This is a genomic window from Corynebacterium sp. HMSC058E07 (assembly GCF_001809885.1).
GTDB lineage: Bacteria > Actinomycetota > Actinomycetes > Mycobacteriales > Mycobacteriaceae > Corynebacterium > Corynebacterium macclintockiae.
This window is the reverse complement of the sequence record NZ_KV799236.1, coordinates 1-23670: the sequence shown is the minus strand read 5'-3', so window position 1 is coordinate 23670 and position 23670 is coordinate 1. Positions and strand designations below refer to the sequence as shown.

General features: G+C 60.8%; 20 protein-coding genes. 10 read left to right on the top strand and 10 right to left on the bottom strand.

Going from position 1 to position 23670, the window contains the following annotated elements:
- Positions 1 to 3: 3 nt before the first annotated feature.
- The 4 genes from HMPREF2678_RS00700 to pknB all read left to right on the top strand — a co-directional run bounded on the left by HMPREF2678_RS00700 (position 4) and on the right by pknB (position 6817).
- Entirely contained in the window at positions 4 to 1311 is a 1308-nt protein-coding gene (locus HMPREF2678_RS00700) for an FtsW/RodA/SpoVE family cell cycle protein (protein WP_070550518.1), read from the top strand.
- Positions 1308 to 2756, top strand: a complete 1449-nt coding sequence (locus HMPREF2678_RS00695) for a peptidoglycan D,D-transpeptidase FtsI family protein (RefSeq protein WP_070550517.1) — start codon at positions 1308 to 1310, stop codon at positions 2754 to 2756. The genes HMPREF2678_RS00700 and HMPREF2678_RS00695 overlap by 4 nt, the downstream gene beginning before the upstream one ends.
- Before the next feature lie 2 nt (positions 2757 to 2758).
- Positions 2759 to 4417 (top strand): serine/threonine-protein kinase, encoded by a 1659-nt coding sequence (locus HMPREF2678_RS00690; RefSeq protein ID WP_070550516.1) that lies wholly within the window; start codon positions 2759 to 2761, stop codon positions 4415 to 4417.
- 189 nt (positions 4418 to 4606) lie between these two features.
- Entirely contained in the window at positions 4607 to 6817 is a 2211-nt protein-coding gene (gene pknB, locus HMPREF2678_RS00685) for a Stk1 family PASTA domain-containing Ser/Thr kinase (protein ID WP_034992291.1), read from the top strand.
- 12 nt (positions 6818 to 6829) lie between these two features.
- On the opposite strand, the gene HMPREF2678_RS00680 is transcribed toward pknB, so the two are convergent.
- A complete protein-coding gene (locus HMPREF2678_RS00680; RefSeq protein ID WP_034992288.1) occupies positions 6830 to 7531 on the bottom strand; it encodes an anthranilate synthase component II in 702 nt (233 codons plus the stop codon).
- 183 nt (positions 7532 to 7714) lie between these two features.
- Between HMPREF2678_RS00680 and crgA the strand changes: the two genes are divergently transcribed.
- Positions 7715 to 7987, top strand: coding sequence for a cell division protein CrgA (crgA, locus tag HMPREF2678_RS00675; RefSeq protein ID WP_034973599.1), 273 nt, complete (start codon positions 7715 to 7717; stop codon positions 7985 to 7987).
- An 8-nt stretch (positions 7988 to 7995) separates the two neighbouring features.
- On the opposite strand, the gene HMPREF2678_RS00670 is transcribed toward crgA, so the two are convergent.
- Entirely contained in the window at positions 7996 to 8706 is a 711-nt protein-coding gene (locus HMPREF2678_RS00670; protein WP_141746991.1) for a rhomboid family intramembrane serine protease, read from the bottom strand.
- Positions 8703 to 9227 carry a peptidylprolyl isomerase gene (locus HMPREF2678_RS00665; protein WP_034966561.1) on the bottom strand — a complete coding sequence of 175 codons (525 nt, stop codon included), beginning with the start codon at positions 9225 to 9227 and terminating at the stop codon, positions 8703 to 8705. The genes HMPREF2678_RS00670 and HMPREF2678_RS00665 overlap by 4 nt, the downstream gene beginning before the upstream one ends.
- A 164-nt stretch (positions 9228 to 9391) precedes the next feature.
- On the opposite strand from HMPREF2678_RS00665, the gene HMPREF2678_RS00660 reads away from it, so the two are divergent.
- Both HMPREF2678_RS00660 and HMPREF2678_RS00655 read left to right on the top strand, forming a co-directional pair.
- Entirely contained in the window at positions 9392 to 10783 is a 1392-nt protein-coding gene (locus HMPREF2678_RS00660; RefSeq protein ID WP_070550515.1) for a hypothetical protein, read from the top strand.
- Positions 10784 to 10832: 49 nt separating this feature from the next.
- Positions 10833 to 12377 carry an anthranilate synthase component I family protein gene (locus tag HMPREF2678_RS00655; protein ID WP_246817849.1) on the top strand — a complete coding sequence of 515 codons (1545 nt, stop codon included), beginning with the start codon at positions 10833 to 10835 and terminating at the stop codon, positions 12375 to 12377.
- 101 nt (positions 12378 to 12478) lie between these two features.
- Here HMPREF2678_RS00655 and HMPREF2678_RS00650 read toward each other — a convergent pair whose 3' ends face one another.
- A complete protein-coding gene (locus HMPREF2678_RS00650) occupies positions 12479 to 13870 on the bottom strand; it encodes an RNA-binding domain-containing protein (RefSeq protein WP_034992282.1) in 1392 nt (463 codons plus the stop codon).
- 232 nt (positions 13871 to 14102) lie between these two features.
- Between HMPREF2678_RS00650 and HMPREF2678_RS00645 the strand changes: the two genes are divergently transcribed.
- Entirely contained in the window at positions 14103 to 14786 is a 684-nt protein-coding gene (locus HMPREF2678_RS00645; RefSeq protein WP_237744211.1) for a TetR/AcrR family transcriptional regulator, read from the top strand.
- Positions 14787 to 14831: 45 nt separating this feature from the next.
- Here HMPREF2678_RS00645 and HMPREF2678_RS00640 read toward each other — a convergent pair whose 3' ends face one another.
- From HMPREF2678_RS00640 to HMPREF2678_RS00620, 5 genes are all read right to left on the bottom strand, one after another.
- A complete protein-coding gene (locus HMPREF2678_RS00640) occupies positions 14832 to 16619 on the bottom strand; it encodes an alpha/beta-hydrolase family protein (protein ID WP_246817848.1) in 1788 nt (595 codons plus the stop codon).
- Positions 16620 to 16765: 146 nt separating this feature from the next.
- A complete protein-coding gene (locus tag HMPREF2678_RS00635; protein WP_034966572.1) occupies positions 16766 to 17020 on the bottom strand; it encodes a hypothetical protein in 255 nt (84 codons plus the stop codon).
- A gap of 104 nt (positions 17021 to 17124) precedes the next feature.
- On the bottom strand, positions 17125 to 17934 hold the full coding sequence (locus HMPREF2678_RS00630) for an anti-sigma factor (RefSeq protein WP_034981400.1): 810 nt from the start codon (positions 17932 to 17934) through the stop codon (positions 17125 to 17127).
- A complete protein-coding gene (locus tag HMPREF2678_RS00625) occupies positions 17931 to 18527 on the bottom strand; it encodes a sigma-70 family RNA polymerase sigma factor (protein ID WP_034966575.1) in 597 nt (198 codons plus the stop codon). The genes HMPREF2678_RS00630 and HMPREF2678_RS00625 overlap by 4 nt, the downstream gene beginning before the upstream one ends.
- 46 nt (positions 18528 to 18573) lie before the next feature.
- Positions 18574 to 18942, bottom strand: a complete 369-nt coding sequence (locus HMPREF2678_RS00620; RefSeq protein ID WP_246817847.1) for a hypothetical protein — start codon at positions 18940 to 18942, stop codon at positions 18574 to 18576.
- A gap of 253 nt (positions 18943 to 19195) precedes the next feature.
- Here HMPREF2678_RS00620 and HMPREF2678_RS00615 point away from each other — a divergent pair, with 253 nt between their 5' ends.
- Both HMPREF2678_RS00615 and HMPREF2678_RS00610 read left to right on the top strand, forming a co-directional pair.
- On the top strand, positions 19196 to 20941 hold the full coding sequence (locus HMPREF2678_RS00615; RefSeq protein WP_070550513.1) for a cytochrome c biogenesis protein CcdA: 1746 nt from the start codon (positions 19196 to 19198) through the stop codon (positions 20939 to 20941).
- A gap of 148 nt (positions 20942 to 21089) precedes the next feature.
- Positions 21090 to 21338: a hypothetical protein gene (locus HMPREF2678_RS00610; protein ID WP_070550512.1), complete on the top strand. Its 249-nt coding sequence runs from the start codon at positions 21090 to 21092 to the stop codon at positions 21336 to 21338.
- Positions 21339 to 21589: 251 nt separating this feature from the next.
- Here the strand turns inward: HMPREF2678_RS00610 and HMPREF2678_RS00605 are convergent, their stop codons facing one another.
- Positions 21590 to 23320, bottom strand: coding sequence for an ATP-binding protein (locus HMPREF2678_RS00605; protein ID WP_034977998.1), 1731 nt, complete (start codon positions 23318 to 23320; stop codon positions 21590 to 21592).
- Between the last annotated feature and the right edge of the window lie 350 nt (positions 23321 to 23670).

Here is a 23670-nt window from a genome sequence, read left to right as displayed (position 1 = left end):
CCTATGAAGCTTTTTAGCCGACGTACTGAGGCCGGTCTACTGCTGCTGGCTGCGATTATCCTGCTGCTGGCCATCGTGGCGCTGGAGATCTCCCAGGGTAAGGAAATCACCTCCGAAGTTTTTTACCTGGTCGGAGGTTTCTTTGCGACGTTCTTGGTCGCGCACCTGGTGGTGTGCTGGACCGCCCCGGAGGCCGACCAGATCATGCTGCCTATCGCCGCGCTGCTAAATGGCGTGGGCTTGGTGATGATCTACCGTCTGGACCTGGGGTCGGGGCGCGAGCTAGCGAAATCGCAGATCATGTGGACCGCCCTGGGCGCGATCCTTTTCTGTCTGGTGATCGGCTTTTTAAGGGATCACCGTTCGCTCCAGAACTACTCCTACCTGCTGGGTCTGGCGGGTCTGATTCTGACTGCCCTGCCGATCGTGTGGCCGACCTCCCTGAACGCGGATGCAAACGTGTGGATCAGCATCGGCCCGTTCTCCATCCAGCCCGGCGAGTTCGCCAAGATCATGCTGCTGCTGTTCTTCGCCGCGCTACTGGTGAATAAGCGCCGCCTGTTCACCGTTGCCGGCAAGTCCTTCCTGGGGCTGCAGTTCCCTCGCCTGCGCGACCTGGGTCCGCTGTTCTTGGTGTGGGGCATCGCCCTGATGATCATGGCCGCACAGAACGACTTCGGTCCCGCACTGCTGTTGTTCGGCACCGTGCTGGGCATGCTGTACATTGCCACCAACCGCGCCTCGTGGCTGGTGCTGGGCCTGGGCCTGGCCTTCGTCGGCGCATTCGGCGTGTACCAGATCTCGGCGAAGATTCAGGATCGCGTGTCGAACTTCGTCGACCCTCTGGCGAACTACGACGGCAACGGCTTCCAGCTTTCCCAAGCCCTGTTTGGCATGTCCTTCGGCGGCGTGACCGGTCGCGGCCTGGGTGGGGGCTACCCGAACAACATCCCCGTCGCGCACTCCGACTTCATCCTGGCTGCTATCGGCGAGGAACTAGGACTGATCGGCCTGGCCGCCGTGCTGCTTTTCTATGCAGTGTTCGTCTCCCGCGGATTCAACACCGCTATGCGGGCCAGCGATTCCTACGGCAAGCTGGTCGCCGCGGGCTTGGCGCTGACAATCGCCATCCAGGTTTTCGTGGTCACGGGCGGTATTTCGCGCCTGCTTCCCATGACGGGCCTGACCACGCCATTCCTCTCCCACGGTGGTTCGTCGCTGTTGGCGAACTACATACTGTTGGCAATTATTCTGCGTATTTCTCATGACGCCCGCACGCCCCAGGCCATCAAGGAAGGAGAGGAAGCATGAATCGCTCCATCCGCGCGGTAGCCATCTTTAGCTTCATCTTGGTCATGGCTCTGATCGCAAACCTGACGTACATCCAGGCCTTCCAACAGAAGTCGCTGGCGCATAACCCGCTGAATTCGCGTCAATTCCTAGAGGCCAAGTCGCAGGAACGCGGCAGGATCACCGCCGGCGGCCAGGTGCTGGCGCAGTCGGTGAAGGATTCCGAGGACTTCTACGACCGTGAATATCCCTACATGTCCGCCAAGTACGGCTCCGTCATCGGCTACCTGTCGGATCAGTACGGTGCGTCGGGCATCGAGTCCTCGCAGAACTCCATCCTCACCGGTGAAGACGATTCCCTATTCGCCACCCGCACATGGGACATGCTGACGGGTAAGGAAGTCGGCGGGGCGAACGTTGAGCTGACCCTGAACCCGAAGGTTCAGGAGGTTGCCTACGATCAGCTGGCCAACAAGGGCTACTCAGGTTCCGTAGTGGCGCTGCGCCCCTCGACGGGCGAGGTGTTGGCGATGGCCAGCACCCCCTCTGCCGACCCGGGCAGGATTGTCGGGCCTCCGGCGGAGGAGGCGAAGGCTAACTTCGACAACTACGCGCAGGACGAGTCCTCTCCCCTGCTGAACCGCTCAACGCAGCAGATCCAGCCTCCGGGCTCGACGTTCAAGGTGATCACCACCGCCGCTGCTCTGAATGACGGCGATAACCCGAATACCTCTGTGACCGCCGCGTCCCAGATCACTCTGCCGGGTACGAATACCACCCTGGAGAACTACGGCGGTGCGGCCTGCGGCGGAGGCGGCACCACGACCCTGCGCGAGGCCTTCAAGCGCTCCTGTAACACCGCATTTGTGGAGATGGCCAACCGCCACGGCACGGATAAGTTCAAAAATGTCGCCCACGCTTTCGGCGTGGGCGAGAAGGACGACTACCTGGGCCTGCCCGTGGAGCCCTCCCGCGTGGGCGACATCCCCGACGATGCAGCGCTGGGCCAGTCTTCCATCGGCCAGCGCGACGTGGCGCTGACCCCGCTGCAGAATGCGGTCATCGCCGCCACCATCGCCAACGGCGGTGTTCGCATGAAGCCCTACCTGGTCAGCAAGATCACCGGCCGTGACCTGTCCACCCTGCGCACCACCAAGCCGCAGAAGGCGGGCAGGGCGATCCCGGAGAAGACGGCCGACACGCTGAAGGAACTGATGGTGGACGCCGAGAAGTGGGCCGGTGGGGATGCCTCCATCGCCTCGAAGACGGGTACCGCCGAGCACGGTGAGGATTCCCGCAACTCGCAGCCGCATGCCTGGTACATCGCGTTTTCCACCAGCGCCGACGTGGCGGTAGCGGTTCTCGTGGAGAATGGTGGCGACCGTGGTCAGGCCGCAACCGGTGGCTCGGTGGCTGGTCCCATCGGACGTGCCGTCATCCATGCAGCTGAGAAGGAGCAGCAGTAGCCATGAGCGATTCCCAACAACCCGACCGCACGGAAATCGAGCGCACACAGCGGCTGCTGGGTGCGCGCTACGAGCTGCAGTGGGTCATTGGCCGCGGTGGCATGTCCACCGTGTGGCTGGCCCGAGATGGCGAAGAAGAGCGCGACGTAGCGGTCAAGATTCTGCGCCCGGAATACACGGAAAATGAAGAGTTCCGCGCGCGCTTCCGCAACGAGGCCGAGGCAGCGCAGGATCTATCCAGCCCCAACGTGGTGATCACCTACGATTCCGGCGAGGTCGAGGACCCCGATAACGGGACGGTGTTCTGCTACATCATCATGGAATACATCCGCGGGGAATCCCTGGCCGATGTGTTGTCGCGCGAATCCGCGCTGCCACAGAACCTGGCGTTGGACGTGTTGGCTCAGACCGCTGCGGGGCTGCAGGCCATCCACGCCGCCGGTCTGGTGCACCGCGACATCAAGCCAGGGAACCTGCTGATTACCTCCGACGGAATGGTGAAAATCACCGACTTCGGCATCGCCAAGGCAGCCGCCGCAGTGCCACTGACGCGTACCGGCATGGTCGTCGGCACAGCCCAGTACGTCTCCCCGGAACAGGCCCAGGGTGATCAGGTCGGCCCAGCCAGTGACGTCTACTCCCTCGGCGTGGTTGGTTTTGAGATGTTGGCCGGGTACCGCCCATTTTCCGGCGATTCAACTGTCTCTGTGGCCATCAAGCACATCTCCGAAACACCTCCAGACCTGCCGGACAACATCAGCCCGAACCTGCGGGAACTTATCAAGGTGTGCCTGCGTAAGAACCCACGCACCCGCTACGCCGATGGCGCGGAGCTCGCGGCCGCCACAGTGCTGGTCGCCGAAGGGAAGCAGCCGCCACCGCCGCACAATGTTCCGGAAGTAAGCACGGAACCGCACCCGCTGACCGAGCAGTTGGGGAACGTAGCCACCGGTCCGGGAACCCGCGTGCCTTCCACGGAAGGCACCGGGCGCCCTGGTTCGCCTTACCCCAGATCGAACCACACCAGCTCGAACTACCCTGGCTCGGGTTACTCCAACGCGGCATACCCGTCCTCGCACGCGCCCGCCACGGGAACCGGCAACCCCGCGCTGGCGCAGGGGGCTAGGGGGACCCAGGGGGCGTCACAAAAAAGGAACGGCTTGATCATCGCGGTGTTAGCGCTGGTCAGCATCGCCGCGCTGCTGGTTGCAGCGTACCTGCTGACCAAGGGCGGCGACGACGAAGCTCCCAACCCGGAAACTATGACCGTGACCAACGAGGTCACGACGAGCCCGACCGAAGAAGAAGGAACGACAGGTCAGGGTGGAACGGTGCCGCGAGCAACAGTTAACCCTGGCCCGACGAACACAACTAATAGCCGGGAGACCCGCCGACCCGAGACCTCTGAAGAAAGTACGGAGACGTCCGAGTCGTCCAGCCCCTCTTTCCCGACATTCCCGACCTTCCCCAACGGCCGGGGCGGCGGCGAGCCCACCGCCGCACCTAATTCGCCGGACGAGCAGAATGGGCCGAATAACCCCAACCGACTAAATAACCCTAACCGCCCGAACACCAACGACAACGCCACGTCGGCGGATAACGACCTGCCCGGGGAGCTCCGCGAACCGAATCTAGAGACCAACAACCAGCCGATTCTGTAGGAAAACTAAGGCCGAGGAACCAGGAACACAGCCCATACAACTATGTCCCTACAACAAGTTCGACTAGGATTTGTTAATCAAAGTGACAAGAGAGCCAATTTGAGGCCTAGATAGCTGGGCAAAGACAACCATCGGCAAGCACCAACAAGTAACAAGTAGCGTAGAGAATAAAGACAAAGGAGCAACGGCGTGGACCGAAATGGCACAACCCTAGGCGGCCGATACCGCCTTGGCGCCACCATCGGCACCGGCGGTATGTCCGACGTCTACGCTGCTACCGATGAGCTTCTGGGTCGCGATGTCGCTGTGAAGATGATGCGCCCCGACCTGGCGCGCGACAAGACCTTCCTGGAGCGCTTCCGCCGCGAGGCGCAGAACGCAGCGAAGCTGAACCACCCGGCGATCGTTGCTGTGTACGACACTGGCCAAACTCCCGACGAGGAAGGCGCCGTGCCGTACATCGTGATGGAGCGCGTACACGGAGAGACGCTGCGCGACATCGTCCAGCATTCCGGCAAGATGAGCCTGAACGACGCCGCCGCGGTGATGTCGCAGGTATGCGATGCCCTGTACTTTTCCCACGAAGCGGGCATTATTCACCGCGATATCAAGCCGGCGAACGTGATGATCACGAATACCGGCGCGGTGAAGGTCATGGACTTCGGTATCGCCCGCGCGCTGAGCGATAGCTCGTCGGCGATGACGCAGACCGCCGCCGTCATTGGCACTGCCCAGTACCTCTCGCCAGAGCAGGCTCGCGGACAGTCCGCCGACGCCCGTTCTGATATCTACGCCGCCGGCTGTGTCTTCTACGAACTGGCGACCGGCCAGGCGCCCTTCCACGGCGAATCGCCGCTGTCCGTTGCCTTCCAGCACGTGCAGGAGAACCCGGAGCCCCCGTCCCAGGTGCCCGGCATGCACCTTTCGAAGCGCGAGGCGCTGAGCCTGGATTCCATCACCCTGACCGCGATGGCTAAATCGCCGTCCGATCGTTACGACGATGCGCAGGAAATGGCGACGGATCTTAAGCGCCTTTCGAAGGACCAGCTGCCCCTGGTTGCGCAGGCTTATACCAATGACGCCGATTCGGAAGCAGCGGGTTCCCACCAGGCAGGCTCCGGTGCTGGAACGTTGGCTGCGGGCGCCGCCGGCGTAGCGGCAGGTGCCGCCGGGGCTGGAGCTGCGGGATCCGGTTCCCACTGGGACGACGATCCTCAGACTTCCGTTATCCCCGCCAGCCAGAATGCCAACTTCCCGGGTGCTGCCGGTGCCGCCGGGGCGGCAGGTGTGACAAGTGCGGCTGGCGCTGCCGGGGCGGACAACGGGGCGTCCTACAACTACGACGAAGACCTCGACGGCGATTATTACGACGACGAATACGGCGATGACGAGTACGGCGACGACTACGATGACGGCGCGTACTACGACGAGGATTACTACGAGGACAAGCCGAAACGCCGCTGGTGGGCGCCAATTGCCTGGGTGGCGGGCATCGCCGCGGTCCTGGCGGGTGGTTACTTCGCGTACCAAGCCGTCACCGACGACGGCGGCGACAAGCCCGTCGAAGCTGAACAAGTGAAGATTCCTAACGTCCAGAACAAGGACCGTGCTGAGGCGCAGAAGCAGCTGGAGGAAGCGGGCTTTAAGGTCAGCGTAGAGGAACAAACCCACGACAAGATCGCGCGTGGCAAGGCTATCGGCACTGATCCCGCTGCCAATGCCTCCGTGGCGCGAGGCACTGAGATTAAGCTGCTGGTTTCCAGCGGTCGCGAGATCACCGACGTGCCCGACCTGACGGGCAAGACCACCGAAGAAGCCTCGAAGCTACTGAAGCAAGCGAAGCTGGCCCTCAACAATGAGGTGAAGGAAGAAGCCAGCAACGACGTGCCCAAGGGCAAGATCATCACGCAGACTCCGCCCCAGGGGTCGCAGGTTTCGGTCGGCACCAAGGTGACGATTACCGTCTCCACTGGCCCCGAGGACGTGCGCGTGCCTGTGGTCACCGGCCAGCAGGTGGAGGATGCACGCGAGAACCTTGAATCCTCCGGCTTCAAGGTAGTCGTGGAGCAGGTCGATTCGACCGAGCCGAAGGGCAAGGTGCTGTCCGCATCGAGCGAGGGCGAGAAGCTGCCGAAGGGTAGCGAGATCACCCTGGAGGTCTCCCTGGGCAACCAGTTCGAGATGCCTTCCCTGCAAGGCAAGAAGTTCGGCGATGTCTTCCGGGAGCTACAGGCCGCCGGCTGGCGTGGCAACCCTGATCAGCTGCACCGGGATAACAAGAACACCCCGGATCTGGGCCGCGTCGACGAGGTGGCGCAGCAGTCCATCCGCGCGGGCGAGGTTGTCAAGCGCGACGAAGACATCACGGTGACCGTCTACGTCTTCAACCTGCTGCCCTAGGTTCGGTGCAAACTAAAGCATCGACGCCTCGGCGCTGATCGCGCCTGTGACCTCCAGCTGCTCTTGCACTAAGCGATCGACCAGCTCGGCGGGCACAACCTCCCCCAAGCCAGCACGCTGCCCGGCCTCGTTCAGCCAGTTGGCCAACATCAGGTGGCCGTATTGAGTCATCACGGACTCCGGGTGGAACTGCACGGAATGGATCGGCAGGCTCCGGTGGCGCATCGCCATAATCATCCCGGAATCCGACGTTGCCGTAACCAGCAGTTCTTCCGGCACGCTTGCCGGGTCGACGGTCAGGGAGTGGTAGCGCGTCACGCGGAATGGGCTTGGCACCCCGACCAGCACGCCCGTCCCGTCGTGGGTCACGGGCGAGGTCTTGCCGTGGAAAAGCTCGTCCGCCCGCACGACCTGTGCCCCAAAGTGCATGCCGATCGCCTGGTGCCCCAGGCACACGCCCAACAGGGGAATCTGCTGATCAACCACGATCTTCAGGACGTCCAGGGTGCGCCCGGCTGCGCTGGGTTCGCCCGGTCCTGGGGAGACCAGGATCGCGTCGCAGTCCTGCAGCGTTGTGGCCAGCCCATTGCCCTGCAGCTCTGGGGCGTCATTACGCAGCACCACGCAGTCATCTCCGCTGAACCCCAACTGCCCGATGTATTGCACGAGGTTGTAGACGAAGCTGTCGTAGTTGTCGATCACCAGAATCCGCATAGCAAAGAGTCTAGCGCGCTGAGTATGCTGCTTTAGCGATATGTGCTGCTAGTATCGTTGGGTACGTAATTTTTGCCCATGGGCGTTCGGCTGGCGCTCACACACCCGGGCTGTGCTTGTGATGTGCTGCTCGTTGCCCGCCAACCGTCCGCTTCGCAGTCAACCCTTTCGAGGTTTTTTAAAATGCCAAAGTCCAAGGTCAATTCCGCTGAGGAGAACTTCTCTAGTTCCTCTTCCACGGATCGTCGCACGCCCGTGAAGCTGAATTCCACCGGTACTCCGCGCTGGTACATCGTTCTGATGCTCGCGCTGATGATCCTGGGTCTGGCGTGGCTGGTTGTTAACTACATCGCTGGTCCGCAGATCCCGTTCATGCGCGACCTGAACGCGTGGAACTACCTGATCGGCTTCGCTCTGCTTATCGTGGGTCTGCTGATGACGATGGGTTGGAAGTAGCTGCCTAGCTAGTAGTGCCACCCCAGGCCTGTCCATATTGTGAAGGCCAGAATGACCGTCGCGGCTGTTGCTGCGATGGTCTTTTTTCTTATGGACGCCCCTTCGCCCCCGCTACTGCCCGCCTCAGTGGACGTGGTAGCGAACGCAATGACGGTGCCTCCCACGAGCCCGCCAATGTGTCCCCACAAGGAGACGTTGGAGAGCAGCATGGAGTATCCGAGGTTCACCAGCAGCAGGGCGATGGGTCCGCGCAGGTCGCGGTGCTCTACTCGGGAGAGGGCGATGAGCATGGCGAGGAGACCATAGCCGACGGTGGAGGCCCCTCCGACTGGCACCTCGGGTTGGAAATACATGCAAGCCAAGGCACCACCGGCGGCGCTGGCGACGATGAGGCAGAGCATGACGATCGCCCCGTAGTGGCGCTCGACCTCCCTGCCGATCAGGAAGATCAGCAGGGTATTGAAGCCCAGGTGCACCGGGCTTAGGTGCACCAGCGCGGCGGTTAGGATGCGCCACCATTCGCCGTAGAAAGAGACGTTGGCGGCGCTGAAGATCATCTTCAGCCCCAGGTTTTCGCCGCCGAAGGCGAAGGACGATTGGCCGTCGAGTGGGCTGGCAATGTTGCCAGACTGAAAAACCGTCACCCCGTAAACCACGCAGCACGCTACGAGGAAGACGTTGGTGACGGTATAGCGCCGGTAAGGGCGCCGAGTGATCACTCCTGGATCTCTACAGATTCGATGACGACATCGTCCTTCGGGCGATCCATGCGGTCGGTAACCACGCGGGAGATCTTAGCGACGACCTTCTGGGACTCCTTGTCCGTGACCTCGCCGAAGATGGTGTGGCGGTTGTTTAGATGCGGGGTGGCGGTCACGGTGATGAAGAACTGAGAGCCGTTGGTGCCGGGGCCAGCGTTGGCCATGGCCAGCAGGAACGGGCGATCGAACTGGAGTTCCGGGTGGAACTCGTCGCCGAACTGGTAGCCCGGGCCACCCTTGCCGCTACCCTCCGGGTCGCCGCCCTGGATCATGAAGCCATCGATGATGCGGTGGAAGATCGCACCGTCATAGAACGGGCCTTCGTTGGTGCCGGAGGCGTTGGGCTTGAAGTACTCCTTGGTGCCCTTAGCCAGGCCGACGAAGTTAGCCACGGTCTCCGGCGCGTGATTGCCGAACAGGTCGATGGCAATGTCGCCATGGTTGGTGTGCAGAATTGCGGTTGCAGTCTTGTTAGTCACGGTGCTCCATTGTACTGGAAACTGAAAAACACATCGGATACCCGGGTTCTTAATAATGAGGTATTGCCCATCCCCGGTGAGAATTTTTCTTTAGGATGGGTAGCAGTCCGAATTAAATACATACACAAAAACACTCAGAAGATCCCCAAGGAGCCTTCCCCACGATGAATCCCACCACGCTGAAGTTGGCGCTGCGCGGCGCTAAGCAAGGCCGCACGATGCTCAATAACCGCAAGGAGTTCAAGCGCCGTCAGGAGTTCGACGCGCTGCAGCAGCTCCGCGAGAACCTCGCTTCCGAGGGCGAGCGCGAGGGCATCATCGCCGGTTCCCCCGCCCACGTCAAGGCTGTAGCGGAGCTCATGCGCAAGGAAGAGGGCGCCGCGGCTGCTTTGGAGCAGGCTCGGGCGGCCGCCGCTGCTCGTAAGCGCCACCGCGTGCACAATTCGCCGGATGCCACCGTCGCGGATGTGGCTGACATGGCTTCCACCGGTTTCAACAACACCGCCGACAAAGCTGCTGACAAGGCTGCAGATAAGTCAGAGAAGGCACAGGCCAAGGCTGCTGGGCTGGTGGCGTCACTAAAGAAGAAGGGCAAAGACTTGAACAGCATTGACCTGAACGACAAGCTCGGCGTGGATGCCGAGAAGCTGCGCAAGAAGATCGAGAAGCGCACTCAGAAGCTGCGCGACCGTTTCGACAACGCACAGGAAAAGGCTACGAAGAAGGCGGGCAAGCAGGCTGCCAAGCGCGAGAAGAAGATCGCGCAGCTGTCCGCAGCGCTGAAGGATAACGCTCAGGATCTGCAGGAACGCGGCCTGGAGGCCACCTCCAAGCTGCGCGAGGATGCCGTCGCACGCGGTGAGGAGCTGGCGAAGACCACCGAGAAGAACCGCAAGCAGCTGAGCAAGAAGCTGGAGGCCACCAAGAAGAAGGCCGCCAAGCGTGCGAAGAAGCAGGCCAAGGGTGCAGAGAAGGATGCCCGGAAGCGTGCAGCGAAGCTGGACAAGAAGGTTGCTCGCACCACCAACAAGGTGCAGAGCAAGGCTCTGGCGAAGGCCGAGCGCAAGGCCGCTGCGAAGCGTGCGAAGAGCGAGAAGAAGGGTGGCCTGTTCGGCAAGTTCCTGCTGCTGGCCGTGCTCGTAGCCGCTGGTGCCGCTGCATTCAAGTTCCTGCGCGGCGATCAGGCCGCGCCGAAGAACACCCCGAAGGTACAGGACTTCGCCGACAAGGCCACCGGCGCTGCCGAGAAGGCCAAGGCGAAGGCCGCTGACACTGCCGATCAGGCAAAGGCAAAGGCCGCCGAGGTGAAGGAGAAGGCCGAGCAGAAGGCCGACGCTAAGGCTGAAAACAAGGCTCCGGGTGCTCCGAGCGCTCCTGGCGCCCCGGGTGCTGGCGTAGCTGTTCCGGGCGCACCGGCTGCCCCGCAGACAGGTAGCGCCCAGGGTGCCGCCGACGTCGAGGAGGCAACAGAGGCCGCCGACGCTGCCGAGGCCGACTTCCCGCTGGCCGAGGGGCCGGGCGAGGATCCGGACGAGGGCGGCAAGCACCGCCTCTAACCCCAGCCCTCCGCTCGCGCGCTGAACCCGGCGCGCGATAATGGCGTACATGACCCCGCGCCGCCTCACTTTCCGCACGATCCCGCTACCGTCGGCAGATTCTCGGGACATCACCGGAAGTGTCGCGTCGCGGGTCTTTTTGTCTTTATTTAATGACGCCCCCACCGCCACCTGGCTGGACTCTTCCGGTAACGGCGGCAGGATCAGCGTGCTGGCGAACAGCGCTGGCCCCCTCGCGCGGACGTGGCTACCGCAGGTTGCTAGCTCGGCTGAGTTCTTCGCGCAGCTCAGAAGCGCTTTCGCTGAGCCGGTGGAGATCCCCGCAGAATGGCCATGCGACTTCGCCCTCGGCTGGGTGGGTGCGCTGGGCTACGGGATCGAGGACATTGCCCGTTCTCGGGAAGACCACCCTGATGCAGCATTGCTCTTCGCCGACCGGGCGGTTGTTGTCGACCACGAGCGCGCGGTGGCCCACGCGATGGCGCTACTTCCGGGTGTTGACGGGCCCCCGCAGAAGGCCCGCGAGGTGCACGCCAAGCAGCTGGAATGGCTGGATGCCACCGTCGTGGCGGTTCAGGACATCGCGAATGAAGTCTCCGGGCCCGTCCTGGGCTCTGCCCCAGTCGCTACTCTGGGCGGCACTCTTTCAACCGACTGCGCGCCCACCGACTACGCAGCAACCTTCCACTTCGACCAACCGAAGCAGCAGTACTTGGCGAGCATTCAACGCTGCCTGGATTACATCGCCGCGGGCGATAGCTACGAGGTCTGCCTGACGAACACTGCCCGCGGGCCGGCTCTGCGTAACCTCGCTGCCCTTGGGGCCAGCGAACACTCCTCCCGGCAGTCCCCTGCGGCCGCCACCGGCTCCGCCTCCCCAGAATTGCAGGCCTACCTTCGCCTCCGCGAGGTCAGCCCGGTTCCGTATGGCGCATTCCTGCGCTTCGACCGCCCTGGCCAGGCACCGCTGCACATCCTCAGCGCCTCACCGGAAAGGTTCCTGAAAATCTCACCGGCCGGTGCAGTCTCCGCCAAGCCGATCAAGGGCACCCGCCCCCGTGGGAAGGATCAAGCGGCTGACGCCAGGGGGCGTCAAGAATTACAGAGCAACCCGAAGGATCGGGCAGAGAACCTGATGATTGTCGACCTGCTGCGCAACGACCTTGGACGGGTGTGCGATCCGGGCAGTGTGGAGGTCCCGAAAGTTTTTTCGGTGGAGAGCTTCTCGCACGTCCACCAGCTGGTTAGCACGATTACCGGCCGGCTCCGCGCGGGGCTTGGCGCCGTCGACGCGATTGAGGCCAGCTTCCCCGGTGGCTCGATGACTGGGGCGCCGAAGATCCGGACAATGCAGATCATCAAGGAGCTGGAGCCGCAGCCACGAGGGCTGTACTCCGGGGCGATCGGCTGGATCTCCCCCAATTCCGCGGCGGAGCTAAACATCACGATCCGCACGCTCATTGATGACGGCAAAGAGTGCTCTTTCGGGGTCGGTGGAGCGATCGTCGCAGACTCGGACCCGCTGGCGGAATACCAGGAAACGCTCGTGAAAGCCGCCGCGCTACTCGATACACTCGGGGGCCACATCGCCTAACATTCTACTCGAAACATTTTCGAGTACGTTGTTTATCGCAGGTCAAGGGCTCGAAATTTGTTTCGAGTACGTTTCGAGTAGCTTTCGAGTACGCCATGAAGCTACCTCAGCGGCCCCGTTACAGACCACACCGCGCGAGGATCCCGTGGGCCATTCCCCCGCCATCGGACTAGCCCCGCGTCCCGCATAGCCTGCAAAGAGCGGCGCACGGGAGGAGCCGACAATCCCAACGCTTCCGCCACCTCTCCCGTGGACATAGGGCGACCCCCCGTTTCCAAAGCAGTTAACACGTCTGCGGAGTGACGAGGAAGATCACCCAGAACGTGGGCATCCAAGCGCTGCATTGCATTCAAAGTCAGTACTACGCTTCCGCTGGTTTGCGCGTAAACCGGGTCGGCAAATCCAACCCGACGCATGCTTGCGAACATACGACGAATTCCCTCACCTAACTCCTGACCAATGCGAAGCTCTGCTGTCACGCGTGCGACCAGAGGATTACGTGCGAACCGGGCAATGGATTCTGGCCTCGTAGGATCTACAAGGCCGGGGAATCGACCCGGGCTAGAGACCTCAATACGGCTCGGATAGATTTCGAAGCGAATGTGGTCGCCGATCATGCTGTACGAGCGATGCACCACTGCATTGACCAGACCCTCTAGCCAAACGTCGTGCGGGATCAGATTTTCGTCCTCGAAAAGCCCGGCATTTGTAAGCCTTCGAGCGTTGGGCAGCATTTCACCAATTGCATCCTGCGCTGCTTGAATCTGTTGCGGAATCGGACCACCAAAACGCTGGTCTTCCATTAGTTGCTGCAATTCTCCCGGCAACCGTTCATCCTCACCGAAGCGCAGGACCCTGATGTGTGCATTGGGAAAGAACTCCTGGGGATTCTTGCCAAAAAGCAGGATCGCAGCTGCGCGTGGATTGCCTTCTCGATCAACCAGGTTTCGCGCCTTTAAGGCATCGTCGGCGCTAGAGGATCCAATAGCTTTGGCATAAGCCACAACCAATTCCATATCCAGGTCACTCGGATTGGCGCCCATCGGCACTGTCGCATCGTATTGCTGCTCACCCTTGGTGTAGCGAAGCTCCAGGATGTCATCGGCTCTTAACTGCTTTGTTTCATCACCGACCCGCAGGAAGCAGTCCCCCGACTTCAGGTAATGGACCCGTTCACTGGGCAAGACGTGGAAAAGATACACCTGCGCACGGTCATCCACATCGCACAACTCGATCTGGACGCGAACCGTCGGATCGGTATGATCCAGCGAAGTCTGCCGCAGAGCATTATCTTGGCCGGCAGTTGGTCTTCCGTCGAATCGACGATCCGTGATTCCAACTGCGATAACCCCACCTTCGGCATTGGCCATGCCGACAATTGTTTTAGCCAAGTCCTTGGGCTTAATGCGGAACGATTTACGCTCGAACCACTGATCTTCCGGGAGTTCCAGAAGCTGGCTTGGTTCCTTGTGGAAGTTTCGCTGCACAGTCACAACTCGACATTCTACTTGAAAGATTTTCGAGTACGTTGTTTATCGCAGGTCAGAGGATCGAAATGTGTTTCGAGTAGCTTTCGAGTAGCTTTCGAGCACGTTTCGGGTAGCCGACAGTGGCGGTAAGTTAATCTGAAAGGAAGCTATGCACACCCCATAACGGCACCGGCGCTGGTACGGGGCGTGGGTGGAACGATAGGCGTCAATAAGAAAAAACGGGGTGAATCCGCGCGTGCGAACAAGCGAACAGCACATCGATACCGCCGCGTGGATGCAGGCCATCTTCAACCGCAGCGAACAGGGCGGGACGCGGAGGGAACGCACGCGGCTAGCGCTGCTGCGCGCAGGAATCGAGCTGATCGCCGAGGAACGAACCGACCTTTCCATCCTGGCGATCACCCAAAAGGCCGGGGTCTCCAACGGCAGCTTCTACAACTTCTTCCAAGACCGCAACCAGTTCTTCGACGCGGTGGCCGAATACGCGGTGAACCACCTGGCAATCATCTTTGACCTGGCCGATGCCACAGACCTAGACTCCATCGACGCGGCGGCGACGAACATCCGCATCCTAGCCTTCGCGCACCGACTGGTACCGACCCTGTCGAAATCCATCGTGCGGCGCTCCCCCAATTTCTACACAATGCCGAACGAGCTGGTGCGGCAGCTGCGCGAGCGAATCAGTGCGGGCGTGGAAGACGGCTCTTTCCACGTTGCCAGCACCGAATCCGCGGCGGCCGTCATTTTCGGCGCCTCCGCCATGCTGGGTCAGCGCCTGCACGAGGACCCTGAGTTGAATAGCCGGATCGCCGGGGATGATCTCGCGCTGGATCTGCTGCGCATGCTGGGGGTTTCAGAGCAGCGCGCCAAGCAGGCGATTGCGCGGCCGATCGACGATTACCTCATCCCCCCGCAATAGGATTCTGGCAGCAAGCCCCGGAAGCTTGTCGCGGCCCCGAGGCAGCTAGTCCTCCCGCGCCACGCCGAAGCCGAAGCGGTCGAGGAAACGGTCTTCCTCCCGGCGCGTGTCCCGCGAGTGCTTGGTGATCCAAGCGGTGATTTGCTCCTGCAGCTCTGGGGTCAGCGGCACGCGCACCAGGTCGGGTCCGAGGATCCTCTCCCAGGTCGGCACCATGATCCCACGGTAGTTATGGCCATGGCCTTCCGGCGCGCGCTTCGAGTTCAGCATGTCCATGGCGACCTGCCAGCCAGTGGTGAAGGGAATCCAGCGCAGCTTATCCACCACATCGCTGTGTTGCGTCGGTGGCGCGGGCACTCCCCGGGCGCCAGGTTCGCGCAGCCAGTCGGGTTCCTTCCAGAACAGTTCGGCATCCCACCACACGATCGCGTCGGACGCGTGCTGCACCACCGCCACCCGCGGGTGTTGCCAGGGTTGGCCGTATTCTTGGCCGCGCCAGTCCCGGTCCAGGTGGTCGGCATGGCTGATAAAGCGCACGTGGCGCCCCTGGTCGTACAGCGGAAGCCGTTCCGGCGAACCCTCGCTGCGCTTCTCTGTGAGGTCGCGGACAATTGTGGTGAAGCGTGGCGCGCCGGACAGCACCGCCCCGTCTACTTTCGCCAGCATGTCCTCCAGCCCGTCGAAAGCTGCGGCCGTGCCATACGCCCCCAGGGATTCGCCGGTCACAAACACCTTCGGCGCGTTCGGCATGCCTTCTAGCAGCTCAAACACGGCGTCAATAAGTAACTTCGCAGCGCGCACCGGGGTATCGCGGTCGAGCGCATAGGCGACGGGCGACTGCACATAGGAGTACTGCATCGTCACATTCGCGCAGTTACCGCCGGTGAGGAACTCGACGGTATCCAACTGCCAGTCCGGCACCCAACCCGTGCCGGTAGACGTGTGGATGACGATCGTCGAACGGTGCAGCGCGCCCGTCCGCAGCAGCTCGCGTTTTACCAGTTCAACGATACTTTCCAGCGTGCGTCCGGGGGCCAGGCCGCCGTAGATACGGATCGGCTCATGCACGTCATCCAGGCCCGTGACCGCGGTGATGTCGCGCGCCCGCGGACCGCCGCCGACCAGCACGCGCCCCTGCGCACCCAGCGCGATCCACCGTTCATGGGACCAGACGGAACCCGACCGCTCAGGCTCCCATGGTTGCTGATAACCCCAGTACACGCGCCGGTTTACAAGCTCGGCCTTCTCGTTAAATTTTTCTAGGAACTGCCGTAGCAGGATTTTTTCGGAGATGAGGTAGGTGATGACGCCCACCACCCCAGCAGCCACAGGCACAGCCACGGGGGCGGGGACGAACCGGCGAAGCGAATGCCTGGTGAGGTCGAAGCTGGACTGCAGCAACTCGCCGAGCAGCAGGAATGCGCCGTAGCCAAGCGTACTGACGGCGACCCCGACGAAGGCGGAGGGTGCGCCGAGGCGCTGGCTTTTCACCAGTGCCGCAGATTCACCTTGGCGCTTGTAGAAGCGGTAGGCCGCGGCGGCGGTGGCCAGGGTGAAGGCTCCGTGGATACCGCGGTAGGCCTCTCGGTAGCCGGGCTTGTTCACCAGTTCCCTTAGATCCAGGCCGAAGGCGCGGAAGGCCGGCAGGGCTGCGCTGGCGACGATGGTTCCGTTGAGGTGCCCCACTGCCTGGGACGTTGCTGCGTTGCCGGCGACGGCCCACCACGGGTGCGGTAGAAGCGAAGGTGAAAAGGCGTTCCACATGCCAATTTCCGCGCCGATGATGGCGAAGCCACGGCGGGGATCCAGGGCATGGCGCCTGTTCAGGCGCACACCGGGGAAAAGATTCGCATAAAGCTCGACCGCATTCGCGGCCGCATTAAAGGACAGGGAAAGCGCTGTTAAAGAAGCCCACTTCGCCCGGCGCCGTATAACCGGGATAATCCTTTGCCGTGTTGTACGCATGAAGATTTCAAGTATCACGCACCGCGCAGGGTGGCGTGGGTGACGTAGTACTCTTCGTAGTCCTGTAGCGAACGGGCTTTCTCGGTGAGACGAGCCATCACGGCCTCGCGGGCGCTGTCGTGGTCGTTGTAGAACTCCAGTGGGTCGCCGACGCGAACTTCCTCGCCACGTTCCACTAGCAGGTACGCCTTACCGTCAGGGCCGTCGATTGTCTGCGGCGTGCCGGTGAAGGGGTCGGTGTAGCGATACGTGGTAGTCATGCTGCTCATGAGTCGTGGGGCTCCCTGGATTGGGGTTTGGATTCGTCGAAGGGGCTGAATCGGATTTCTTTAATCCACAGTACTTGCAGCGGACGGGATACTACCACGCGGAACTAGAGCTTCCCCTCGGCCAAGACCGTCCCGCCCGGCGACTTGCTGCCCGCCATCGGTTCCTCGGTGACACGCACCATCATCGTGTCCGCTGGCAGTGGCATCCATACATTGTCGTGCGGGTCCTGGTCGATCACGCCGGCCGACCGGGCGGCACCGTGTTTATCGATAGACCAGACCTGAGCGCCCATGCCGTTCTTTAGCACTGGCGCACCGTTAACCATCGCGCCACCGGAATCCATCTGCTCAGATATCACCACGTCCAGCGTGGATCCATCCGCCTTCAGCGAAATGCTGCGCGCATCCCCCATCGCCATGATGGAGTGCATGTGGTCTTCCGCTTCCGCGCCCTGCATGAACGTTTCGGCGCCCCCGCCGTCCGACAATGCCTCCGGGGAGTCTCCCTGGCCGCCTTCGGCAGGCTGCTTTGCACCGTTCTCCGCCAAGCTGGAATCCTCGCCGGAGCTCCCCCACAATCCAGTGGTGGTGCCTACGATTCCTACGCCGGCCAGCAGCACGACCGCGGCGGCTGCGGCGAACCCAACGCGCGCAAATCCGCCGCGGGGCTTGATCGACTCGTCCTCGGCGGCGCTGGAATCCGCAGCCGCCTTGGCCAACGGCACAACGTTGCTTTCCTCGTTGTTTTCTTCGCTCTTTTCAGCGCTACCTTCACCCGGCGCGAACTGCGGAAACTTGCCCGAGGCGATCGCATCCATAATGTCTGATTTCAGCTTCGGCGAAGGCTCTACGGGTTCCGCCAGCCCGGCCAGGTCGGCTTCTAGTTCGCCAAAGTCCGGCTTTTCGTCTTTCATGAGGCACCCCCTTCCGCCAGTGCGTCGCGTTGTTCTTTAAGGATCTTCTCTAGCTTCCGAAGCCCATCGCGCACGCGCGTCTTCGCAGTTCCCAACGGTACGCCGGTGGTTTCCGCCAGTTCCGCGTGCGTCATATCGCCGAAATACGCCAGCAGAATCGCGGTTTTGTGCGGCTCGCCCATGATCTCCAGCGCGGTCCGCACGGCGTGGCGCTGCACGTTCCGTAACGCTTCGTCTTCCACGCTTTCTTTCTTTATGGACGCCACCAGGAACGCCTCTCGGTCATCCCTTTTCAGCGTGGAAATGGCACTTCGAACGCGATCAATGGCGCGGAGCCTCGTCCGGCGCAGAATCCAGGCTTTCGCCGACCCTTTTTCTGGGTCGAAGTCGCCCGCGTGTTGCCACACTTCGATGAATACCTCTTGGGCGACTTCCTCCGCCTGGGCTTGGTCCTTGAGGATGTGTACCGCGAGGCCTAGTACCTGCGGGGCAATGTCGTCGTAGAGGCGCGCGAAAGCTGCCGCATCACCCTGTTGGGTGAGCAGCATCAAGCTCTCGAGTGTTTCTCTATCGACTACTGCCACCGGTCTCATCGTAGTGCGTCACGCAGACTGCTTGTGCTTCGTCCAGTGACTAGACCTAGTGATTGTGCTTACCCTGCAGGTCCGGCATCATGCTTTCGTCGGTCTCCATCATGTTTTCCACCTTGTCTTCCATCTTGCCGTCCATCTTGTCGGACATCATGGCGCCGGACTCTTCCATCTTTTCCTCAGTCATATTTTCGCCGGTCATCTTATCGTCGCTCATCTTCTCTTCAGTCATCTTGCTTTCGCTGGTCATCTCGGAAGAGGAAGACGTTTCGGACTTATCGGCATCCTTGTTGTCCTCGCTGCACGCAACCAGACCCAGGCCCATCACACCGGTCAAAGCCACTGCAACGGCAGCGCGCCCGACGGAGAATCCGGTTGCACGGGTGTTGTTTCCACGGTTGGTCTTGCGAGTGTTCATTCTTAATTGCTCCTTCGGAATGGTCAGAGTGCACTTTTTGTGCAACATGCTTGGTTCACGCTGCCCCTTTCTAAGGCAGCTTCATGAGTACATACGAAGCCAACACCAACATCGGATTGGAAGTTTCTAAAGAAATTTTTCTCCAATCCATTTCCCGCAAGTGCTCCGTAGTCATTCACATAACTCGTTTGTAGGAGCGCCCCGGCGATGCACGCGGTGGGCGTCAATAAGAAAGAAGAAGGAGCACAAGAACATGGGATGGGACATCGTCCTGATTGGGTTGATCGGCGGGTTGGTGACGGGCATTTCGCCGTGCATCCTGCCGGTGCTGCCGATCGTGCTGGCGGTCAGCGCGGATAAGCGACGTAAGCCGTGGCTGGTGGCGACAGGTATTGGACTGAGCTTTACGCTGGTCACGCTGCTGGGAACACTGATCCTCAGCGCACTGGGGTTGCCGAAGGATCTGCTGCGCTGGGCGGGCGTGGTGCTGCTGGTGCTCGTGGGTGTGAGCATGCTGTGGCCCGCGCTGGGTGACCAGCTGGAACGGCCCTTCGCGCGGATCCGGATTCCAGGGTGGATCCAGCGGATTACGACGGGCGGCGGCTCCGGGTTCGGCATCGGTTTGGCGCTGGGTGCGGTGTATTCGCCCTGCGCAGGGCCGGTGCTAGCGGCAGTGACCGTGGCGGGCGCGACGGGACAGATCGGCTGGGGCAACGTGGTGCTGGCGGTCAGTTTCGCGGTCGGCGCCTGTACCCCTTTGTTCTTCTTCGCGCTGGCTGGCAAGCAGATCGGCACGCGGGCGGACTTCGTGCGTTCCCACCGCAAGGGCATCTCTTATGGCGCGGGCGCGCTGGTGATCGTGTTGGCAGTGGCGATTGCGTTCAACGCTCCGGCGGCGTTGCAGCGGGCGCTGCCGGATTGGACTTCAAGTGCCCAGGAGAAGTTCAACGCTTCCGACCGCACCCGGAACGCGTTGCAGCAGGCCAACGGCGGTAGCGCGGGTAACGCTGGCAACAGTGGCAGCGTAGGCGACGGCAGCCTGGAATCTTGCCGGACCGCTGCACCCGATAGGTTGCAGGACTGCGGACCGGTGCCGGCTTTCGCCGGCCTGGAGGGTTGGCAGAATACCGAAACGCCTGTGGACCCGCGCCATCCGGCGAAGGTGAACGGAAAGCAGAGCATCACCCTGGTGGACTTCTGGGCCTATGCCTGCATCAACTGCCAGCGCGCCAACGAGCACGTAACCAAGCTGTACGACCGATACCGGGATAGTGGACTGCAGGTGGTGGGCGTGCACGCCCCGGAGTACGCCTTCGAGCACGAGGCCTCCAACGTCGCCGCCGCCATCCGCGACCAGGGCATCCACTACCCCGTCGCGCAGGACAATAACTTCGCCACCTGGCGTGCCTTCAATAACCGCTACTGGCCTGCGCATTACCTGGTGGATCACACGGGCAAGGTTCGCCAGATCCACGAGGGCGAAGGCGCTTATGCGGAGACCGAACGCCTGGTCCGCGAGCTGCTGTCGGCGGCCAATCCGGGCATCGAGCTGCCTTCGCCGGTAGAGGAAGGTGGGGATTCTTCTCATGACGCCACCAGTTCCCGCCAGCGGAACCCCGAAACGTACTTGGGCACGCGGCGCGCGGAGTATTTTTCTAATCCCGCGGGTGAGTACAAGAACGGGACTCACGAGTTTGCGAAGGTGCAGCCGGAGGCGCTGCACTACAGCTTGGAGGGCAAGTGGGAGTTGGCGGAGCAGTCCATCCGCCCGGTCGACGAGCCGGCGGTGTTGCACCTGAACTACCAGGCCAGACGCGTGCAGCTGGTGGTCTCTGGCAGAGGTGAGATCACAGTGACCTACGGCGACGGCACGACCCGCCGCTTCCCCATCAACTCGGATGGCACGGTGGATATCCTGCGCGAACCCGAGCAGCAACAGGGTGAGTTGAGCGTGCGGGCTGGCAAGGGCGTGGAGCTCTACTCGTTGACGTTTGGGTAGTGCTGGCGGGATTTGCGGTACCCCGCAGACCTTTCGCTACAAGGCAGTCCGGCAGACAAGCGTTCGATTATCGAGTGACATACCGACTGGGATGTCGCACCCCGTCACTAAACTGAGTTCTACACCCACCGGAATGGAGGACTAGGACGTGGCCGTCAATTTCAACACCATTCGAGGCGTCGATCAGTGGGCTGATGCCTTCCCTGAGCAACTCCAACCACTTGATTCTGCTCAGCGTGCCGACCTCGCGGAAGCCCTAACCCTCGGAGTTCATGAGGGGTGGAAGCCTACTGCCGAAGATGTCCAAGCGCTCGCCGACCAGGCAGCTGGAAAGCGACCCGAGTTAACCATGCAGGACTGCTTGGAGGCTGCGAAAGAATCTGCAAAATCCGAATGACTTCTGTCTGATCTAGATGACATCGCCGTCGAATTCGAAGGGCAACACCATGCGAAATCACCGGCGACGAGGCTGCGCTAGAAGTTATCGAATCCAGCGGCTACGGTGACCGCGAGCGTGCCAAGTGCCTAGCCGTCTCCTCAAGGATTCCGACTTTGCATCAAACTGAGAATCAAAGTGTCAAACTCTGAACGAAAGTGCGACTTTCAACGAGTCGTTTCATAGTTTCATTCACACTTAGACTCCAACCGCTACTCGCGGCTGTAAACCGTCGCTTTTCGTCCCTGACCCCCGACCATGGACACGTATCCCTGTGCGAGGAGTGGATCAAGGGCGTAGCGGACCTGCGCAGGAGACAGACTCGTCCTATCCTGCAACTCCTTCATTGTCGCTGATCCGTTCAAGCCAATGGCTTCATAAACTTTAGGAACGTTCTTTCCCAAGGATCGTAGAATCTGCTCGTCCGTGCTCTTACGACGCGCCTTATCGCCAGAACCGGTCTCCTCTCCGACGGCGTAATAGACGCCGTCTTCGTAATTAAGGAACCCATTATCCGAGAGCTGATCAAGCATCCGTCGACATGCTCTCTCGCCCAACGGGGCGTACATCTGCACGATGCGCTGCCGCGTCGCCCCGCCCTGACTACGTAGATTCACCAGTAGATCTTCTTCAATCGGAACGAGACGCCGCTTTCCTTGTCGTTGCAGATCCTCGAGCCATTTATCCTCGATCTCACTGAAACGTGAACCGCGGGGAAATAACACTTTAAACGTGACACCGGTATCGATGAACTGCGGCTTTGGCAAACGAGCCTCCCTCGTAGCAGTGAGAATCTCTTGAATTCCACCACCTTCACCCTCGATGACGCGCTCACCATCCGGCGTCCTTAGATAGCGTGCAATCTCATAAAGCCGCTTGTTTACAGGGGCTTTGGTCAGCTCCGGGCTTTCCAGCTGGGATGCGGATAATCCACGCAAACCACCCGGGCTGACCACTACAAGCATCTTCTCCGTAATTCGAACCTCTACTTTATTGCCCACCTCCACGGATGGCCCCAGATCCCGGTGAACCAGGGCATTCGCCAGCACCTCTCGGATAGCCGAAGGCGGAAACTCCGGTTCATCGACAAGATGGCCAATTTCCGTATACCTGCTCACCGTGTCCGAGTTTTGCCTAATCCAGTTCATAATCTCCACAAGCATCACCGGCAGTGGACCTTCAATCTCCTTGAGATTTTTATGGCGCCCCATTCCATCACCTCGAGCCAACCTCACCGCGACAGTTGCGCCAAGAGCAGGTTCAACTGACTGAGGCAGATAACCGAGCGCATACAGACCTCCCAAACGAAGATTGCCCTGGTTATCAGTTACGTTAGAAATTTGGAGCAACTGCGAGTCATCGTCAATCCTGGATAGGCGAGTTCTAGACTGGCGCACCGATTCGATAAAGCTCCTTAGCACCTCGCCATCGAGCACACCAGTATCGGTTCCATGAACAATCTGAAAATCGAAGTGCGTTTGTTGGCTAGCCGTTAGCGCAGAGAGCTCTAGCATCTTTAGATCGTTAGAGTTCATCTGATAATCGCCGTCAGCTTGACGCAGGTACGCCTTGTTCTTGAACCTTGCCGGTTTCTCTGTCGGTGTCAACGGTGTGACTTCCACCACCAAAACGTGTTTTCCGTCAATAATGTGGTGAAAGAACTCAAGCTGCGGGGCCGGCTTCACTGAAGACCGGCTGACCGATGCGATCGCCTTCTGCATTTCCGCTGGGTTTTCAATACCGGTGACTTCAAAACCTTTTCGCTCGCTAACGCCAAGAATGATCGCGCCAGCTTGCGGCATATTGGCGAATGCGCATAGCGTCTCACCGATGTTCTCCGGAACACCTCCTGCCGCGGTTTTACATTCAACAAGAGTCGTGTCGTCCCCGAAGGCACGGAGCTCCCTGATCATTTCCGCAAGACGTTCGGCATTCCAACTCATGATGATCAGTCTAGATCACTTTTCACACTTTCACTACCTGCTCATTCACAGTTTGAACCTCAAAGTGTGAATTAAAGTGTGAAATAGCTAGCAGTTTCACACTTTGATTTATGAGTTTGGACTTTAACCCTTAACCCGAAAGCGCTCTGGACACCACAGATACAAGAAGGGTTAATAGACAAAAGGGATGCGGACGAAGGTTACAGCACGTGCATATTGCCATAAATCTGCTCATCTCGTGAGCTGGCGGAATCTAGTCGATGTAGATGTTATTGACGAACGAGACTGGCTTGGAAAGCAAGAGAATATTAAAACACTCCACTGCAAACCAAAAGGTTAAACTGGCGAAA

Coding starts and splice junctions, on each gene's coding strand:
- HMPREF2678_RS00660 (WP_070550515.1), top strand. CDS start 9,392: ATGAATCCCACCACGCTGAAGTTGGCGCTGCGCGGCGCTAAGCAAGGC.
- crgA (WP_034973599.1), top strand. CDS start 7,715: ATGCCAAAGTCCAAGGTCAATTCCGCTGAGGAGAACTTCTCTAGTTCC.
- HMPREF2678_RS00695 (WP_070550517.1), top strand. CDS start 1,308: ATGAATCGCTCCATCCGCGCGGTAGCCATCTTTAGCTTCATCTTGGTC.
- HMPREF2678_RS00605 (WP_034977998.1), bottom strand. CDS start 23,320: ATGAGTTGGAATGCCGAACGTCTTGCGGAAATGATCAGGGAGCTCCGT.
- HMPREF2678_RS00680 (WP_034992288.1), bottom strand. CDS start 7,531: ATGCGGATTCTGGTGATCGACAACTACGACAGCTTCGTCTACAACCTC.
- HMPREF2678_RS00615 (WP_070550513.1), top strand. CDS start 19,196: ATGGGATGGGACATCGTCCTGATTGGGTTGATCGGCGGGTTGGTGACG.
- HMPREF2678_RS00630 (WP_034981400.1), bottom strand. CDS start 17,934: ATGAAAGACGAAAAGCCGGACTTTGGCGAACTAGAAGCCGACCTGGCC.
- HMPREF2678_RS00655 (WP_246817849.1), top strand. CDS start 10,833: ATGACCCCGCGCCGCCTCACTTTCCGCACGATCCCGCTACCGTCGGCA.
- HMPREF2678_RS00700 (WP_070550518.1), top strand. CDS start 4: ATGAAGCTTTTTAGCCGACGTACTGAGGCCGGTCTACTGCTGCTGGCT.
- HMPREF2678_RS00690 (WP_070550516.1), top strand. CDS start 2,759: ATGAGCGATTCCCAACAACCCGACCGCACGGAAATCGAGCGCACACAG.
- HMPREF2678_RS00635 (WP_034966572.1), bottom strand. CDS start 17,020: ATGAGCAGCATGACTACCACGTATCGCTACACCGACCCCTTCACCGGC.
- HMPREF2678_RS00620 (WP_246817847.1), bottom strand. CDS start 18,942: ATGAACACTCGCAAGACCAACCGTGGAAACAACACCCGTGCAACCGGA.
- HMPREF2678_RS00625 (WP_034966575.1), bottom strand. CDS start 18,527: ATGAGACCGGTGGCAGTAGTCGATAGAGAAACACTCGAGAGCTTGATG.